The sequence below is a fragment of the Planococcus sp. TJ-302 genome (assembly GCF_058268455.1).
On record NZ_JBZDOI010000001.1, the window covers coordinates 110,876 to 126,969 of the forward strand.

At 46.3% G+C, this 16,094-nt stretch carries 13 protein-coding genes; all 13 read left to right on the forward strand.

Features of this window, described 5'->3' with window-relative positions; genetic code table 11:
- Positions 1–24 precede the first annotated feature (24 nt).
- The 13 genes from pfkA to polA all read left to right on the forward strand — a co-directional run bounded on the left by pfkA (position 25) and on the right by polA (position 16,084).
- Positions 25–984 carry a 6-phosphofructokinase gene (pfkA, locus tag AC4EHB_RS00640; protein ID WP_490973673.1) on the forward strand — a complete coding sequence of 320 codons (960 nt, stop codon included), beginning with the start codon at positions 25–27 and terminating at the stop codon, positions 982–984.
- Positions 985–1,005: 21 nt separating this feature from the next.
- Complete coding sequence (gene pyk, locus AC4EHB_RS00645) at positions 1,006–2,766, forward strand: pyruvate kinase (RefSeq protein ID WP_490973674.1); 1,761 nt, start codon at positions 1,006–1,008, stop codon at positions 2,764–2,766.
- A gap of 24 nt (positions 2,767–2,790) precedes the next feature.
- Positions 2,791–3,174, forward strand: a complete 384-nt coding sequence (locus tag AC4EHB_RS00650) for an FxsA family protein (RefSeq protein WP_490980412.1) — start codon at positions 2,791–2,793, stop codon at positions 3,172–3,174.
- A gap of 185 nt (positions 3,175–3,359) precedes the next feature.
- Positions 3,360–4,475 carry a citrate synthase gene (citZ, locus tag AC4EHB_RS00655; protein WP_490980413.1) on the forward strand — a complete coding sequence of 372 codons (1,116 nt, stop codon included), beginning with the start codon at positions 3,360–3,362 and terminating at the stop codon, positions 4,473–4,475.
- A gap of 114 nt (positions 4,476–4,589) precedes the next feature.
- A complete protein-coding gene (icd, locus tag AC4EHB_RS00660; RefSeq protein WP_490973677.1) occupies positions 4,590–5,855 on the forward strand; it encodes an NADP-dependent isocitrate dehydrogenase in 1,266 nt (421 codons plus the stop codon).
- A 62-nt stretch (positions 5,856–5,917) separates the two neighbouring features.
- On the forward strand, positions 5,918–6,856 hold the full coding sequence (mdh, locus tag AC4EHB_RS00665; protein WP_490980414.1) for a malate dehydrogenase: 939 nt from the start codon (positions 5,918–5,920) through the stop codon (positions 6,854–6,856).
- Positions 6,857–7,419: 563 nt separating this feature from the next.
- Entirely contained in the window at positions 7,420–7,896 is a 477-nt protein-coding gene (locus AC4EHB_RS00670; RefSeq protein ID WP_490973679.1) for a MaoC/PaaZ C-terminal domain-containing protein, read from the forward strand.
- A gap of 44 nt (positions 7,897–7,940) precedes the next feature.
- Complete coding sequence (locus tag AC4EHB_RS00675; protein WP_490973680.1) at positions 7,941–8,648, forward strand: response regulator transcription factor; 708 nt, start codon at positions 7,941–7,943, stop codon at positions 8,646–8,648.
- Positions 8,645–10,042, forward strand: a complete 1,398-nt coding sequence (gene pnpS, locus AC4EHB_RS00680) for a two-component system histidine kinase PnpS (protein ID WP_490973681.1) — start codon at positions 8,645–8,647, stop codon at positions 10,040–10,042. The genes AC4EHB_RS00675 and pnpS overlap by 4 nt, the downstream gene beginning before the upstream one ends.
- Positions 10,043–10,056: 14 nt before the next feature.
- Positions 10,057–11,271 carry a carboxylate--amine ligase gene (locus tag AC4EHB_RS00685; RefSeq protein WP_490980415.1) on the forward strand — a complete coding sequence of 405 codons (1,215 nt, stop codon included), beginning with the start codon at positions 10,057–10,059 and terminating at the stop codon, positions 11,269–11,271.
- Between the two features lie 171 nt (positions 11,272–11,442).
- Positions 11,443–12,402: an FtsH protease activity modulator HflK gene (gene hflK / locus AC4EHB_RS00690; protein ID WP_490973683.1), complete on the forward strand. Its 960-nt coding sequence runs from the start codon at positions 11,443–11,445 to the stop codon at positions 12,400–12,402.
- Positions 12,402–13,382: a protease modulator HflC gene (hflC, locus tag AC4EHB_RS00695; RefSeq protein ID WP_490973684.1), complete on the forward strand. Its 981-nt coding sequence runs from the start codon at positions 12,402–12,404 to the stop codon at positions 13,380–13,382. The genes hflK and hflC overlap by 1 nt, the downstream gene beginning before the upstream one ends.
- A gap of 80 nt (positions 13,383–13,462) precedes the next feature.
- Positions 13,463–16,084: a DNA polymerase I gene (gene polA, locus AC4EHB_RS00700; RefSeq protein WP_490981476.1), complete on the forward strand. Its 2,622-nt coding sequence runs from the start codon at positions 13,463–13,465 to the stop codon at positions 16,082–16,084.
- The last annotated feature ends 10 nt before the right edge of the window (positions 16,085–16,094 follow it).

Below are 16,094 nucleotides of genomic sequence, written 5' to 3' on the forward strand. Positions count from 1 at the left end.
AATGGATTGGCAGGAGGGATTTGCATGAAAAAGATCGGCGTTTTAACTAGCGGGGGAGATTCCCCAGGCATGAATGCTGCAGTAAGGGCTGTCGTGCGTAAAGGTATTTATGAAGGAATTGAAGTTTACGGAGTCTACAGCGGCTATCAAGGATTGATCGATGGCAGAATCTCCAAACTTGAAGCCGGAGACGTCGGCGATATCATACAACGCGGCGGGACAGCTTTGTATTCTGCAAGATGTCCGGAATTTATCACGGACGCGGGGCAGGAAAAAGCGATTGCCCATATGAAAGAACACGGCCTTGAGGGGCTAGTGGTCATCGGCGGCGACGGTTCTTACCGGGGCGCTATGGCACTTACGAAAAAAGGGATTCCGGCAGTAGGAGTTCCAGGAACGATCGATAACGACATTCCGGGCACGGATTACACAATCGGTTTTGATACAGCATTGAATACGGTAATTGAAGCGATTGATAAAATCCGCGATACTGCCACGAGCCATGAACGGACATTTATAATAGAAGTAATGGGCCGCGATGCAGGGGACCTCGCTTTATGGGCAGGGCTTGCCGGTGGAGCAGAAACCATCCTGATACCGGAACAAGATTTTGACTTGGATGATATGATTGACAGGTTGGAAAAAGGGAAGAAGCGCGGCAAGAAGCACAGTATCATCATCGTAGCTGAAGGTGTCATGAGCGCACAAGATCTGGCAAGCCTGCTTGCGGAGAAATCGGATACTGAGACGCGCATCTCTGTACTTGGGCATATCCAGCGGGGCGGTTCACCAACCGCGCGTGACCGGGTGCTTGGCAGTTTGTTCGGCGCACGGGCAGTGGAAGCATTGCTAAAAGGTGAAGGTGGACAAGCGATTGGCATGGTCAACAACCAAGTTGTCGACTATGATATGGAAGAAGCATTCAAGCAGAAACGCAAAGCGGATATGAGCCTGTATAAATTATCTAAAGAACTATCAATTTAAAAGCATATTGGAGTGAGCACATTGAGAAAAACGAAAATCGTCTGTACAATTGGGCCGGCAAGTGAAACACCGGAGCTTCTAGAAGAACTAATCAATGCGGGAATGAATGTGGCCCGCTTGAATTTTTCCCATGGCAATCACGAAGAACACGCACTACGCATCAAACGAATCCGTGAAGCGGCAGCAAAAACAGGGAAAATCGTCGGCATTCTGCTCGATACGAAAGGCCCAGAAATCCGTACCCACCAAATGGAAAATGACTCAATCGATTTGGAGACCGGACAAAACATCGCCATCTCTATGACTGAAGTGTTGGGAACCAAGGAAATGTTCTCAATCAGCTACGGCCAATTGATCGATGATGTGCATGTCGGATCGGTCATCTTGCTTGATGACGGATTAATCGAATTGCATGTTACTGGCATTGATAAGGAAAAAGGACTGCTTCATACAGTTGTCGAAAATGCAGGAACATTAAAAACGAAAAAAGGCGTAAACGTACCTGGCGTTTCTGTTCAATTGCCAGGCATGACTGAAAAAGATGCCCAGGATATCCTTTTCGGAATTGAACAAAACGTGGATTTTGTAGCGGCTTCGTTTGTCCGCAGAGCATCTGATGTTATGGAAATCCGTGGCCATTTGGAAAATAACAACGGTTCGCATATCCAAATCATACCGAAAATCGAGAATCAGGAAGGCGTCGACAACATCGATGAAATCCTTGTTGTATCTGACGGCCTGATGGTTGCGCGAGGGGATCTCGGCGTAGAGATTCCAGCAGAAGAAGTGCCGCTTGTCCAAAAATCTTTAATTGAAAAATGCAATAGTGCAGGCAAGCCGGTTATCACGGCTACGCAAATGCTCGATTCCATGCAGCGCAACCCGCGTCCGACAAGAGCAGAAGCAAGCGATGTTGCTAACGCCATCTTTGACGGAACTGATGCAATCATGTTGTCAGGCGAAACAGCTGCTGGAATTTATCCGGTTGAATCTGTTGAAACGATGCACCGTATTGCGGTGACAACGGAAGCAGCGTTGAATTACAAACAGCTAGTCGATAACCGCCGCAAGGAAAAAGAGCCCAATATGACGGAAGCAATCGGCCAGGCAGTAGCCTATACCGCACTGAACTTAAAAGTGAAAGCGATTATTGCTCCAACAGAAAGCGGCCATACGGCGAAGATGATTTCAAAATACCGTCCAGGTGTGCCGATCATTGCTGTGACTTCATCTGACCGTCCGTCACGCAAACTTACACTTGTCTGGGGCGTTCAGCCAATTGTCGGCAAAGAAGTAAAATCGACCGATGAAGTTCTTGAAAATGCAGTGGATGAAAGCTTGCGCCATCATTTTGTAAAACATGGCGACTTGGTTGTTATTACTGCAGGCGTTCCGGTTGGGCAAGCAGGCACGACCAATTTGATGAAAGTTCATCTCATTGGCGATAGCATAGCGCAAGGCCAAGGCATTGGCAGAATGAGCGCTTTCGGCAGAACACTTGTCGTAAAAAACTCAGAAGAAGCGCTGGCTTATGACGCTACCGGCAAAATTATAGTAACAATCGGTTCAGACCGCGATATGATGCCAGCCATAGAGAAATGTGCAGGGCTGATTACTGAAGAAGGCGGATTGACAAGCCATGCAGCTGTAGTCGGTTTGAGCCTGGGAATTCCGGTCATTGTCGGAGTTGAAGGTGCCACATCATTAATCAAGAACGATTACGACGTCACGATAGATGCAGAAACAGGCATTATCTATGACGGCCATGCTAGTGTTTTATAAGTTCAGCAAGGAGGGTAAATCGTTATGAAATGGTTTTTCTTGGCTTTAATCATCGTCCCGACACTGGAACTTACGCTGCTTTTATGGGCGAGCGACGCCATGGGAATCTTCCCGACGCTTGGATTGATCATAGCGACAGGGTTGTTGGGTGCTTTTTTGGCTAAGAAACAAGGATTAAAAGCACTTAGAGACATCCAGGACAGCATGGGGCGCTTGCAGCCGCCAGGCGAACACCTAATTAACGCGGCATTTGTGCTGGTCGGCGGCGTTTTGCTTTTGACTCCTGGATTCATCTCCGATGCAATCGGGCTATCGCTGCTGTTCAAACCAACCCAAAAAATCTACAAGCCGATTGCCGGCAAAATAATTCAGAAAAAGATGAGTGGCACTCGGGTTATCGTGAGATAATCCCGAGTGAACCTATCGTTATTTTGAGAAAAGTTTCACAAAAACAAGCGTTTTCATTCACAAATTCTACAATGTTGATTATAATGGCTAGGTAAGGAAATTTATTCATGCTCGAAAAAAGTGGATAACCCATCATTCGGGGTTTTTTTTTGGAATGGTGAAATACAGTAAAAGGAGCGATTTTAATGACATCGTCAAAAGGTTTAGAAGGTGTAGTAGCTACACAATCAGCCATCAGTTCAATTATTGATGACACTCTTACATACGTTGGCTACGATATCGATGATTTGGCAAACAATGCCAGCTTTGAAGAAGTGATTTATCTATTATGGCACCAGCGCTTGCCGAAAGCGAATGAGTTAACTGAACTAAAACAGCAATTGGCTGATAATATGTCAGTGCCGCAGGCAGTATTGGATCATTTTAAAACATACGAAATCAAAAAAGTTCATCCGATGGCGGCATTGCGTACAGCCGTATCGATGCTTGGCTTGTTCGATGAAGAAGCTGAAGTGATGAACCCTGAAGCGAACTACCGCAAAGCGATCCGCATCCAGGCCAAGATTGCTACTTTGGTGACTGCCTTCGCACGCGTTCGCAGCGGCCAAGAGCCGGTTGCACCGAAAAATGATTTGAGTTTCGCGGCGAACTTCCTTTACATGCTTTCTGGAAACGTTCCAGCGGACATCGAAGAAGAAGCATTCAACAAAGCGTTAGTGCTTCACGCTGACCACGAATTGAACGCATCTACATTTACTGCTCGCGTTGCAGTCGCTACTCTTTCAGACGTCTATTCGGGCGTAACTGCAGCTATCGGCGCTTTGAAAGGCCCATTGCATGGCGGAGCAAACGAACAGGTGATGAAAATGTTGACTGAAATCGGTTCAGTGGATAACGTAGAAACCTTCATCAATGAGAAATTGGCGAACAAGGAAAAAATCATGGGCTTTGGCCACCGCGTTTACCGCAAAGGCGACCCACGTGCAAAACACTTGCGTGAAATGTCTCAGAAATTGACGAAAATCCGCGGAGAAGAAAAATGGTACGAAATGTCGATTAAGATTGACGAAATCGTCAGCGGCCAGAAAAATCTTCCGCCGAATGTCGACTTCTATTCGGCATCCGTCTACCATTCTTTAAACATCGAGCATGACTTGTTCACGCCGATTTTCGCAGTATCACGTACTTCAGGCTGGCTTGCCCACATTTTGGAGCAATATTCAAACAACCGCCTAATCCGTCCGCGTGCTGAATACATCGGGCCTGGAATGCAAAAATATGTTCCAGTAAACGAAAGATAAACAGCAATACGTGTTCAACGGGCATATCGATCAGCGATGTGCCGGTAAAACCACTTAAATTTAGGGCGGGCAACTTTTGCCGCCCTATTACTTGACTACAGGAGGCTATTTTAAATGACAGGCGAAAAAATCACAGTAGAAAACGGCGTTTTAAACGTCCCTAATAATGCAGTAATTCCTTTTATCATCGGTGATGGTACTGGGCCGGACATCTGGAATGCGGCTTCACGCGTTCTTGAGCAAGCTGTAACAAAAGCTTATAACGGTGAAAAATCAATCGTCTGGAAAGAAGTTCTTGCCGGACAAAAAGCATTCGACCAAACTGGCGAATGGCTTCCAGAAGAGACGCTTGACGTTATCCGCGAATACTTGATCGCTATCAAAGGACCTCTTACTACGCCAATCGGCGGCGGTATCCGTTCATTGAACGTTGCTTTGCGCCAAGAATTGGATCTTTACACATGCTTGCGCCCTGTACGTTATTTCGAGGGTGTTCCTTCACCGGTTAAACGCCCTGAAGACACGGATATGGTCATTTTCCGCGAAAACACGGAAGATATCTATGCGGGCATCGAATACGCTCAAGGTTCTGATGAAGTTAAGAAATTGCTTGCTTTCCTTACTGACGAAATGGGCGTTAAAAACATCCGTTTCCCAGAAACTTCAGGACTCGGCATCAAACCGATTTCAGAAGAAGGAACAAAACGCTTAGTTCGCGCTGCGATCAACTATGCAATCACTGAAGGCCGCGAATCATTGACGCTTGTCCATAAAGGGAACATCATGAAGTTCACTGAAGGAGCTTTCAAGACATGGGGCTACGAAGTTGCTGAGCAAGAGTTCGGCGATAAAGTGTTCACATGGAACCAATACGACAAGATCAAAGACGAGCAAGGCACTGAAGCTGCTGATAAAGCACAAAAAGAAGCTCTTGACTCTGGCAAAATCCTTGTCAAAGATTCAATTGCTGATATCTTCCTTCAGCAGATCCTTACACGCCCAAGCGAGTTCGACGTTGTTGCAACAATGAACTTGAACGGCGATTACATCTCTGACGCATTGGCTGCACAAGTAGGCGGAATCGGTATTGCTCCTGGAGCAAACATCAACTACTTGACTGGACATGCGATTTTCGAAGCTACTCACGGTACAGCTCCTAAATATGCTGGTCTTGATAAAGTAAACCCTTCATCAGTCATCTTGTCAGGCGTTTTGATGCTTGAGCACTTGGGCTGGACCGAAGCGGCTAAATTAATCATGGCTTCAATGGAGAAAACTATCGCTTCTAAAGTAGTAACTTATGACTTTGCACGTCTTATGGACGGCGCTACCGAAGTGAAATGTTCTGCATTCGCTGACGAATTAATTAAAAATCTTTAAGAATGGAGGGGGAAACCCCTCTTTTTTTATTTACCCAAATTCGAATTCAAAGGAGAGTTTCTATGACATTCAAACGTAAAAAGATTTCTGTGATCGGTTCAGGCTTCACTGGCGCAACCGCCGCATTTCTGTTAGCGCAAAAAGAATTGGGTGATGTCGTATTGGTCGATATTCCACAAATGGAAAACCCGGCAAAAGGCAAAGCCCTTGATATGGCAGAAGCTGGGCCTGTCCAAGGATTTGATGCGCGTATAACCGGAACTTCGAATTACGAGGATACAAAAAACTCCGATTTGGTAATTATCACTGCAGGCATCGCCCGTAAACCTGGCATGAGCCGGGACGATCTTGTGCAGACGAACCAGAACGTCATGAAGTCCGTCACGGCAGAAATCGTCAAATATTCTCCCGACACTTCCATCCTCGTATTGACGAATCCAGTCGATGCGATGACATATACCGTTTATAAAGCATCCGGGTTGCCGAAAGAACGTGTTATCGGCCAGTCAGGTGTATTGGATTCTGCACGGTTCCGCACATTTGTTGCAGAAGAGCTCAACGTCTCGGTCACAGACGTTACCGGATTCGTCCTGGGCGGCCACGGCGACGACATGGTGCCGCTGGTTCGCTATTCGTACGCTGGCGGCATACCATTGGAAACGCTCATCGCAAAAGAGCGTCTTGACGAAATCGTTGACCGCACTCGCAAAGGCGGAGCAGAAATCGTCAACCTTCTTGGAAACGGCTCTGCCTACTATGCGCCAGCCGCCTCATTAGTGGAAATGGCCGAAGCGATTATCAAAGACCAACGCCGCATTTTGCCGTCCATCGCTTATTTGGAAGGCGAGTACGGTTTGGATGGAATCTACCTCGGCGTGCCGACCATTCTTGGTGCAGGCGGCATCGAAAAAATCATCGAAATCGATTTGAACGAGGAAGAGCGGGCTTTGCTGAACAAATCAGCCGAGTCTGTGAAAGTAGTAATGGATCTCTTAGCGTAAATGCTATGAACCGGGCAGGAATTTTTCTGTCCGGTTTTTATTTTTAAAAATGTAAAAAAATATTCAACTTATAATTCGATATTCCGCAAAACAGCTGCGCTTGCCGCGGGCGAGCGCCAAGCCTCCTCAGTCGCTTCGCTCCTTGCGGGGTCTCGGCTGTCTCGCTTTCCCGCAGGCGTCTCCGCTGTTTTGCTTCATATCTGGAGAACATGGAAGAAACTACAGAGAGTGTATCTTTCGTGTTCTTGAGTAAAAGAAATAACGCTCTATTAAGAAATACCTTTGAATGAAGCGGAAGGCGGCGACTCCTGCGGGCAAAGCCTGAGCTGAAGGCCCCGCAGTAGCGCTAGCGACGAGGAGACTGAAGCCAGGTCCGCGGAACGCGTCCGCCTGAAGCTAAATGAAAAGATTAAATCAATATTTTCACTTGAAACTCGAATCATCTAAGGATAATAATCATTATTTGTACTTTTATAGTACTCCGCCAGGGCTATTATACCTGCTTGCGCTATCAAGCCATTACTTGATACTATAAGGGTAGCAAGATTTAGGAGGGGAATTTATTGTTGCTTGGTAAGAAACGTAAATTAGGCCGAAAAATCGAGGATATGAATGTCGGGGAAAAGTTGAAACTCACAGAGAAGATTGAAGACAAAGATCTCCTTCTTTATCTGGGGTTGACGAATGACGGGAATCCGCTGTATATCCAGCACGATTTTGCTTCGCAGACCGCATTTGAAAAACCGGTTGTGCCGAACATCATGCTGACGGGCATTATCATTTCAGCAATCTCCAAATACTTGCCGGGCCCAGGCTCGTATATCACTGAACAGCGTTTAAAATTTGTCAAACCGGTATACCATTATTCAACGATCGACTTTTTGCTGGAAATCGTTGAGATTGACGAAAAAAATAACCTGGTAAGCGTACGGGTAGAAGCAACTGATGAAAACGGCAACACCGTTGTTGAAGGAACGGTGCAAGTTAATCCGCCGCAGTTGCTGAATCAGCTGGCCACACATGCAATGGATAATTTCTAAACGGTTTGAGATGGGGGTTTCAAACTGAATGTGGAGGATGTCAAATGCTGAATAAAATACTGATTATCGAAGATGAACATTCAATTGCTACGCTCCTATCTTATAATCTGGTGCAAGCCGGGTTTGAAACGATTGTTGCGAACGATGGGAAGCAAGGCTACGATTTAGCGTTAAGCGAAAAACCATCGCTCATCGTCCTTGATTTAATGTTGCCATCAATGGACGGTGTGGAAGTGTGCAAAGCTCTTCGCCAAGAGAAAGTGAATATTCCCATCATTATGCTGACCGCAAAAGATGATGAATTCGATAAAGTGCTCGGGCTAGAACTTGGAGCCGATGATTATATGACAAAACCATTCAGCCCAAGGGAAGTTGTGGCTCGCATCAAAGCGGTGCTGCGGCGTTCGGTCACTACTCCGACTCCAAAAGGGGAAACTTCCGCGCCTTTGGTGCTTGGCAGCTTAAAAGTGTTTCCAGATCGGTTCGAGGTTTTTCTAGATGAAAAACAGCTTGAGTTCACTCCGAAAGAGTTCGAACTTCTTGTCTACTTGATGGAAAACAAAAACCGAGTGTTGACACGCGACCAGTTATTGAGTGCTGTCTGGAAATATGATTTTGCAGGTGATACACGGATTGTAGATGTGCACATCAGCCACCTGCGTGAAAAAATCGAGGAAAACAGCCGCAAACCGGTCTTCATTAAGACTATTCGGGGGCTGGGCTATAAATTTGAGGAGCCGAAAGCGGGATGAGGTCATTTCAGCATCGCTTGTTGAGGACTATCCTTTTGTGGCTCGGTATATTGCTGGCTGGCCTGTTGATCATCATTGGCCAGCTTTTTCCCATTTACGCAGAATCCGGAAATCAAATGCAATTATGGATCTGGCTTGCGCTCATTTTTGCGCTGGCCATGATTTTTTCGGCTATTATTGGCTACCAGATCATCAAGGTCCAGGCTATGCCGATTGAAAACGTGACAGAAACCGCGTTGGAGCTGGCCAAAGGAAATTATCAGGCGCGTGCATACGAATACAGCAACATCGGTACAGTCGAACTCAGCTCCACCATCAATGTACTGGCAAGAAACTTGCAGGAAATTACTGCAGTCCGGGAAATGGAACAAGAACGGCTGAAAACGCTGATTGAAAACATGGGCAGTGCATTGATTATGATCGACCGCCAAGGAGCAGTGTCGCTTGTCAATAAATCGTTCATGTATGAATTCGAATTAACGGAAATGGATGTCGACAAAAAATTCTACAAAGAAGTTCAAATTCCACAAGGTTTGCAGGATTTTATCGAGCGGGTCTTTATGATGGAAAAACCTGCACGAGAACAGCTTGCTTTCACCCAAGGGCTGAGCAGCCGCCATATTGACGTCTATGGTGCACCGGTGATCGGGGAACAGGAGCAATGGCATGGCATTGTCATTGTGTTGCACGATATCACAGAATTAAAGCGTTTAGAGCAGATCCGGAAAGATTTCGTGGCGAATGTATCGCATGAATTGCGGACGCCAGTCACTTCGATAAAAGGGTTTTCTGAGACGCTTTTGGACGGGGCCTATAAAGATCCCGCCACGTGTGAATCGTTTTTGGAAATCATTCATAAAGAAAGCAATCGGTTGGAAATGCTGATTGAAGACCTGTTGGAACTTTCCCGGGTAGAGCAGTCCGGCTTTAAAGTGGACGCCCTTCCAACCGATATGGAAGCGATCATTTACCAAGTGAGGGAAATGGTGCAGAAAAAACTGGAAGACAAAAGGATCGAGTTGAATCTCCAGCTCGAACCCGTTATTGTACAAGGAGACCCGAATCGGCTTGTCCAGGTCATGATGAATTTATTGGTCAATGCCATGACTTATTCGCCGGAGCAAACGGTGATTACCATACGGTTATTTTCACGCGGCAAAGAAGCCATTATTGAAGTAGAAGACCAAGGAATCGGCATCGCAAAAGCTGAATTCAGCCGTTTATTTGAACGTTTTTACCGGGTTGACCGTGCGCGAAGCCGAAATTCTGGCGGAACCGGACTGGGATTATCCATTGTCAAACATTTGATTGAAGCACATCATGGCAAAGTGGAAGTCAATAGTGAAGTCGGCAAAGGCTCAACGTTTATCATCCACTTGCCTTTAGCAAGTTAATCTAGGAGGAACATATGGAAACAAACCCATTTTTGCCTATTATTATTGGCACAGACATGAACGCTTACAACATGGCCATCTCTTTTCACGAAGCTTATGGCATTAAACCAATATTGGTCGGCAAAGAACCGTTGTCGTTCACTGCAATGAGCACAATTACTGAAACGATCGAATTACGGTCGGGCTTATCGGATTCCGCACAATTTGCCGGAATCATGACCGATATCGCTCAAAAATACAGAACGCCTGGCAAGACCTTGCTGCTTGTCGGCACCAATGATTTGTACGTGCGCTTGATCATTGAGAACGCAGCAATGCTAAAAGAATTTTTTGTCTTTAATTATATCTCCGAAGACTTGATGAACCAGTTGCAAGTCAAATCGAATTTTTATAAATTATGTGCGGAGCACGGCATCGATACGCCCACGACTTATTTCTACGATTGCCGTTCAAACACGCCTTTCGAAGAACAGATGATGTATCCTGTTATCGTTAAGCCAAGCAACGGCATCGCGTATAACTTAAACAAATTCGAAGGCCAGCAAAAAGTCTATAAAGTGGAAAACCCGCGTGAACTGCAGAACGTCATCAATAAAATCGTCAGCAGCGGCTATGATGATGAGCTGATTATCCAGGATTTCATCCCGGGCGACGACACGTACATGTGGGATTCCGTCATTTACGCAAGTTCAAAAGGCAAGACTCAGCTAGTGACGTTTGCGCAAGTAGTGCTGCAAGAACATACGGTGACCGCAATCGGCAATTACACAGCCCTGATCACCCGTTACAACAAGGAAATGATGGTCAAGCTGCAGAACTTCCTTGAAGCGGTCGGCTATAACGGCTTCGCGAATTTCGATTTGAAATTCGATGAACGCGACGGCAAGTTCAAAGTTTTTGAAGTGAACATCCGCCAAGGGCGTTCGAGCTATTACGTGACGGCACTTGGGCATAACATGGCGTCGTACCTGGTTGATGACTTGATTTACCACGTTGAAAAGCCGGTGACGTACTTGAACGAAGACTTCCTCTTCACGGTAGTGCCGAAAATCGTACTCCGCAAATTCGTCAACAACAAAGCGGTTCAACGGGACATCGATGAACTGCTGAAAAAAGGGAAATACGGCAATCCGCTATTTTATAAGAAAGACACGCATTTAAAGCGCAAGTTATACTTATTCGCGCGTCAAGTCAATTATTATAAGAAATATAAGAATAATCAGTGGTAAGTTTAACATTAGATTAACACTGGCTTCACAAACGGATGTTATTGTTTAATAGAACCCCCTTCAACCGCATGAAGGGAAAAAGAGCCCTTCCCCGGGGCTCTTTTTCTATTTTCTGAAACTATTTCAAGATTTTGCCGTATATGAAATAGAAGAGAAAAAGGGGGAATAAAAATGTCCGTTAAAAAAATCTTAGCCATTATTGGATTGTCCATTTTCGGAATCCTGTTGCTGATTGCAGTGTTCACATCATGGTATACAGTAGATGAATCCGAGCAGGCGGTAATCGTCACATTCGGTGTCGCCAATGAGACGATTGTCGAACCGGGTCTGCATTTCAAGATACCTTGGCCGATACAAAAAGCAGAAATCCTATCGAAAGAAACGTACAGTCTCCAATTCGGCTATAACCAAAACGAAGACGGAGAAATCGTCGCTTTTGACAAAGAAACGAAAATGATTACAGGGGATGAAAATATCGTATTGACCGATTTGGTCGTACAGTGGAAAATCACCGATCCGAAAAAATACCTGTTCAATGCCGAAAACCCGCAAGATGTGCTGCACGATGCCACTTCGGCTTCCATCCGCTCAATCATCGGCAGTTCGCTCATCGATGACGCGCTGACTTCCGGGAAAGCGGAAATTGAAGCGGAGACAAGAGACTTGCTCGCTTCATTGATGGATAAATACGATTTCGGCATCACCGTTCTAGCCGTTAAGCTGCAGGACGTCGAGCTGCCGAATGAAGAAGTCCGCGCGGCATTCACCAACGTGACGGATGCACGCGAGACGATGAACACAAAAATAAACGAAGCACGAAAATATGAAAACCAGAAGCGCAATGAAGCATTGGGTGAAAAAGCAGCCATCAATTCACGTGCCGAAGGGCAGAAAGTTGCCCGCGTCGAGCAAGCCCTCGGAGACGTTGCATTGTTTGATAAATTATATGCGGAATATGAAACTAATCCAGAAGTGACGCGCCAGCGTATTGTTATGGAAACACTCGAGACTGTGTTGCCTAATGCCAAACTTTACATCATGAACGACGAAGGCGGAACAATGACGTACTTGCCATTAAATGAGGCACAGACAATCGTGCCGCCGGCAGCAGAAGAAGGGGGAGGAGACTGATGGAGCCGATTAAGCCGCAGAACAATCCAGTAAAACCGAACCCGTGGGAAAAGCCACTAAAACCGAAAAAACCAAAAACGCCGAGAGAACCGATTAATTTCAAGAAATATTGGAAATTGATAACGGTCTTGTCGCTGGCGCTTTTCGCTTTGATCATCCTGTTGACCAATGTCTATGTCGTGAAAGAAAACGAATACCGGGTGGTGCGCCAATTCGGTGAAGTTGTCGGCATCTATGAAGAGCCGGGCATCCGCATGAAAATCCCTTTTGTGCAGAGTGTCAGCACGCTGCCGAAATATCAAATGACCTATGATGTTTCCGAAGCGGAAATCAACACGAAAGACAAAAAGCGCATCATTATCGATAATTACGCGGTGTGGCATGTCGTCAACCCGCGTGAGCTGATCACCAACGCTGTAACGATCGTCAACGCAGAATCGCGCATGGAGGAATTTATCTACTCTGTTGTGCGGACCGAACTTGGCCAATTGAATTACGATGAAATCATCAACGATGAAAATTCTTCGCGCGGCAGCTTGAATGACAATGTCACAGCCCGCGTCAATGAATTGCTGGAGAAAGACCAATACGGTATCCGCGTTGTGGATGTTCGTATGAAACGCACGGACTTGCCGGAAGAAAACGAACAGTCCGTGTATACCCGAATGATTTCAGAACGTGATTCGACCGCGCAGGATTATTTGTCCCAAGGCGATGCGAAAAAACGTGAAATCGAGGCGCAAGCTGACCGCGAAGCGCAGGAAGTGATTGCTTCCGCCAAAAAAGAAGCGGCGTTGATCCAGTCGGAAGGTGAATCCGAAGCTGCTAAAATCTACAATAAGTCTTTTTCAAAAGATCCGGAATTCTATGAGCTGTATCGTTCACTTCAGTCCTACACCAAAACAATCGGCGAGGACACGGTGATCATCCTGCCGTCCGATTCACCATACGCCCAAATTCTTTCCGGGAATTTGGAATAGCCGCAAGCCGTTATTTCTCTTCTTTTTGCCCGCGTGGTAAAATGATAGGAATGACGGCTTTTGTTTATGAGAGGGGTAATATTGTGGCAAAGAAGATTTTATTATTAGACGGAAATAGTTTGGCGTACCGCGCGTTTTTCGCGTTGCCGCTTTTGACGAATGAGCAAGGGGTCCATACGAATGCTGTATACGGCTTTACGATGATGCTCCAAAAAATACTGGAAGAAGAACAGCCTACGCATATGATTGTTGCCTTCGATGCTGGGAAAACGACGTTCCGCAATGAGATGTTCGGGGAGTACAAAGGCGGACGCCAAAAAACGCCGCCGGAACTGTCTGAACAATTTCCATATTTGCGGAAACTGATTGATGCTTACCGCATCAAAACGTATGAATTACCGAATTACGAAGCGGATGACATTATCGGAACTTTGAGCTTGGAAGCGGAAAAAGAAGGCGACGAAGTCATCGTCATTTCTGGTGATAAGGATTTGACGCAATTGGCGTCGCCTTCGACTACGGTATACATCACCCGCAAAGGGATAACGGACATCGAGAAATACACGGTCGATCACATCCGTGAAAAATACAACCTGACGCCTTTGCAGATCATTGATATGAAAGGCCTTATGGGCGATGCATCGGATAACATTCCGGGCGTTCCGGGAATCGGCGAAAAAACCGCGTTAAAGCTGCTGGCAGCACATGGCAGCGTTGAAGGGGTCTACGAAGCGATCGACGAACAAAAAGGCAAGATGAAAGAAAAACTGGTTGCCAATGAAGATCTCGCATATATCAGCAAGAAATTGGCGACGATCGAACGCGGTGCGCCTGTGGAAGTTTCCATCGAGGAATTGTCGTATCCAGGTCCGGACCACGATGAATTGATCAAAGTATGGAATGAGCTAGCGTTCAAGTCGCTCTTGGAAAAACTCGATTACACGGCAGAAGAAACAACCAAAAAAGAATTGGAATTCGAAGTGCTGACGGAACTTGATGCATCGATTCTGGAAGACGAAATGGCAATCCACCTGGAAATGTACGACGAACAATACCACACGTGCGACTTGCTCGGGGTTTCATTGGCGACTGCTGACAAGACCTACGTCGTGCCGATGGAAACGATCAAGCAATCCCAAGCGTTCAAAGAGTGGTTCGCAGACGATTCGAAGAAGAAATACATGTCGGACTCGAAAGCCGCAACGGCCGCCTTTTACCGTTATGGCCTAGGCGTGGAAGGTGTCGATTTCGATTTGATGCTCGGCGCTTATATTGTCAACCCGTCGTTGACGTATACGGACTTGGCAAATATCGTCCAGGAATACGGTTATACGGATGTTGCCCAAAACGAGCAGATTTACGGCAAAGGTGCGAAAAAAGCGGTGCCTGAAGCGGATATCCTCAACGAGCATATGGCCAGAAAAGCACGGACAATTTGGGAAGTCCGCCCGATGGTCTTGAAGAAGCTCCAAGAAAACGAGCAATTCGATTTGTACAACAAGCTTGAGCTGCCGCTTGCCACCATTTTAGGTGAAATGGAGTCTTTCGGCGTTAAAGTGGACAAAGAGCAATTGGAGGAAATGGGCAAAGACTTGTCCCATAAACTTGAGAAGATCGAGTTCGATATTTATGGTCTTGCTGGAGAACGTTTCAACATCAACTCGCCAAAGCAACTGGGCACGCTTCTTTTTGAGAAGCTTGGATTGCCGGTGCAGAAAAAGACGAAAACGGGCTATTCTACGGCTGCGGATGTATTGGAGAAACTCGAAGGCAAGCATGAAGTCATTTCCTATATTCTGATGTACCGCCAATTGGGCAAAATCCGTTCCACTTATATAGAAGGTTTATTGAAAGAAATCCATGAAGACGGCAAAGTCCATACGCGGTTCCAGCAGGCGCTGACGACGACGGGACGCTTGAGTTCGATCAACCCGAACTTGCAGAACATCCCGGTGCGCTTGGAAGAAGGGCGGAAAATTCGTAAAGCATTCGTGCCGTCTCAGCCAGGCTGGGTCATGGTCGCTGCCGATTACTCGCAGATTGAATTGCGCGTGCTGGCAGATATGTCGAAAGATGAAAGCCTGATTGAAGCCTTTAAGAACGACATGGACATCCATACGAAAACGGCGATGGACGTCTATGGCGTCGGAGCGGAAGAAGTGACGCCGAATATGCGCCGCGCCGCAAAAGCCGTCAACTTCGGCATTGTCTACGGCATCAGCGATTACGGACTTTCTCAGAATTTGAACATTACCCGCAAAGAAGCGGCAGAATTCATCGACACGTATTTGAAGAGCTTTCCTGGAGTTAAGCAATACATGGACGAGAGCATACAGATGGCGAAGAAAAATGGCTTTGTAACAACAATCATGAACCGCCGCCGCTATTTGCCTGACATCAATAGCTCGAATTTCAACTTGCGCAGTTTTGCGGAGCGCACAGCAATGAATACACCAATTCAAGGAAGCGCCGCGGACATCATTAAAAAAGCGATGATCGATATGGCAGATGCTTTGAAGCGTGAAAACATGCAGACACGCATGTTGCTTCAAGTACACGATGAATTGATTTTTGAAGCGCCGCCAAATGAACTTGAAAAATTGAAGACTTTAGTGCCACAGGCGATGGAATCGGCCGTCACCTTGAATGTGCCGCTGAAAGTCGACTTCGCATACGGCGATACTTGGTACGATACAAAATGACGGGAGGGCT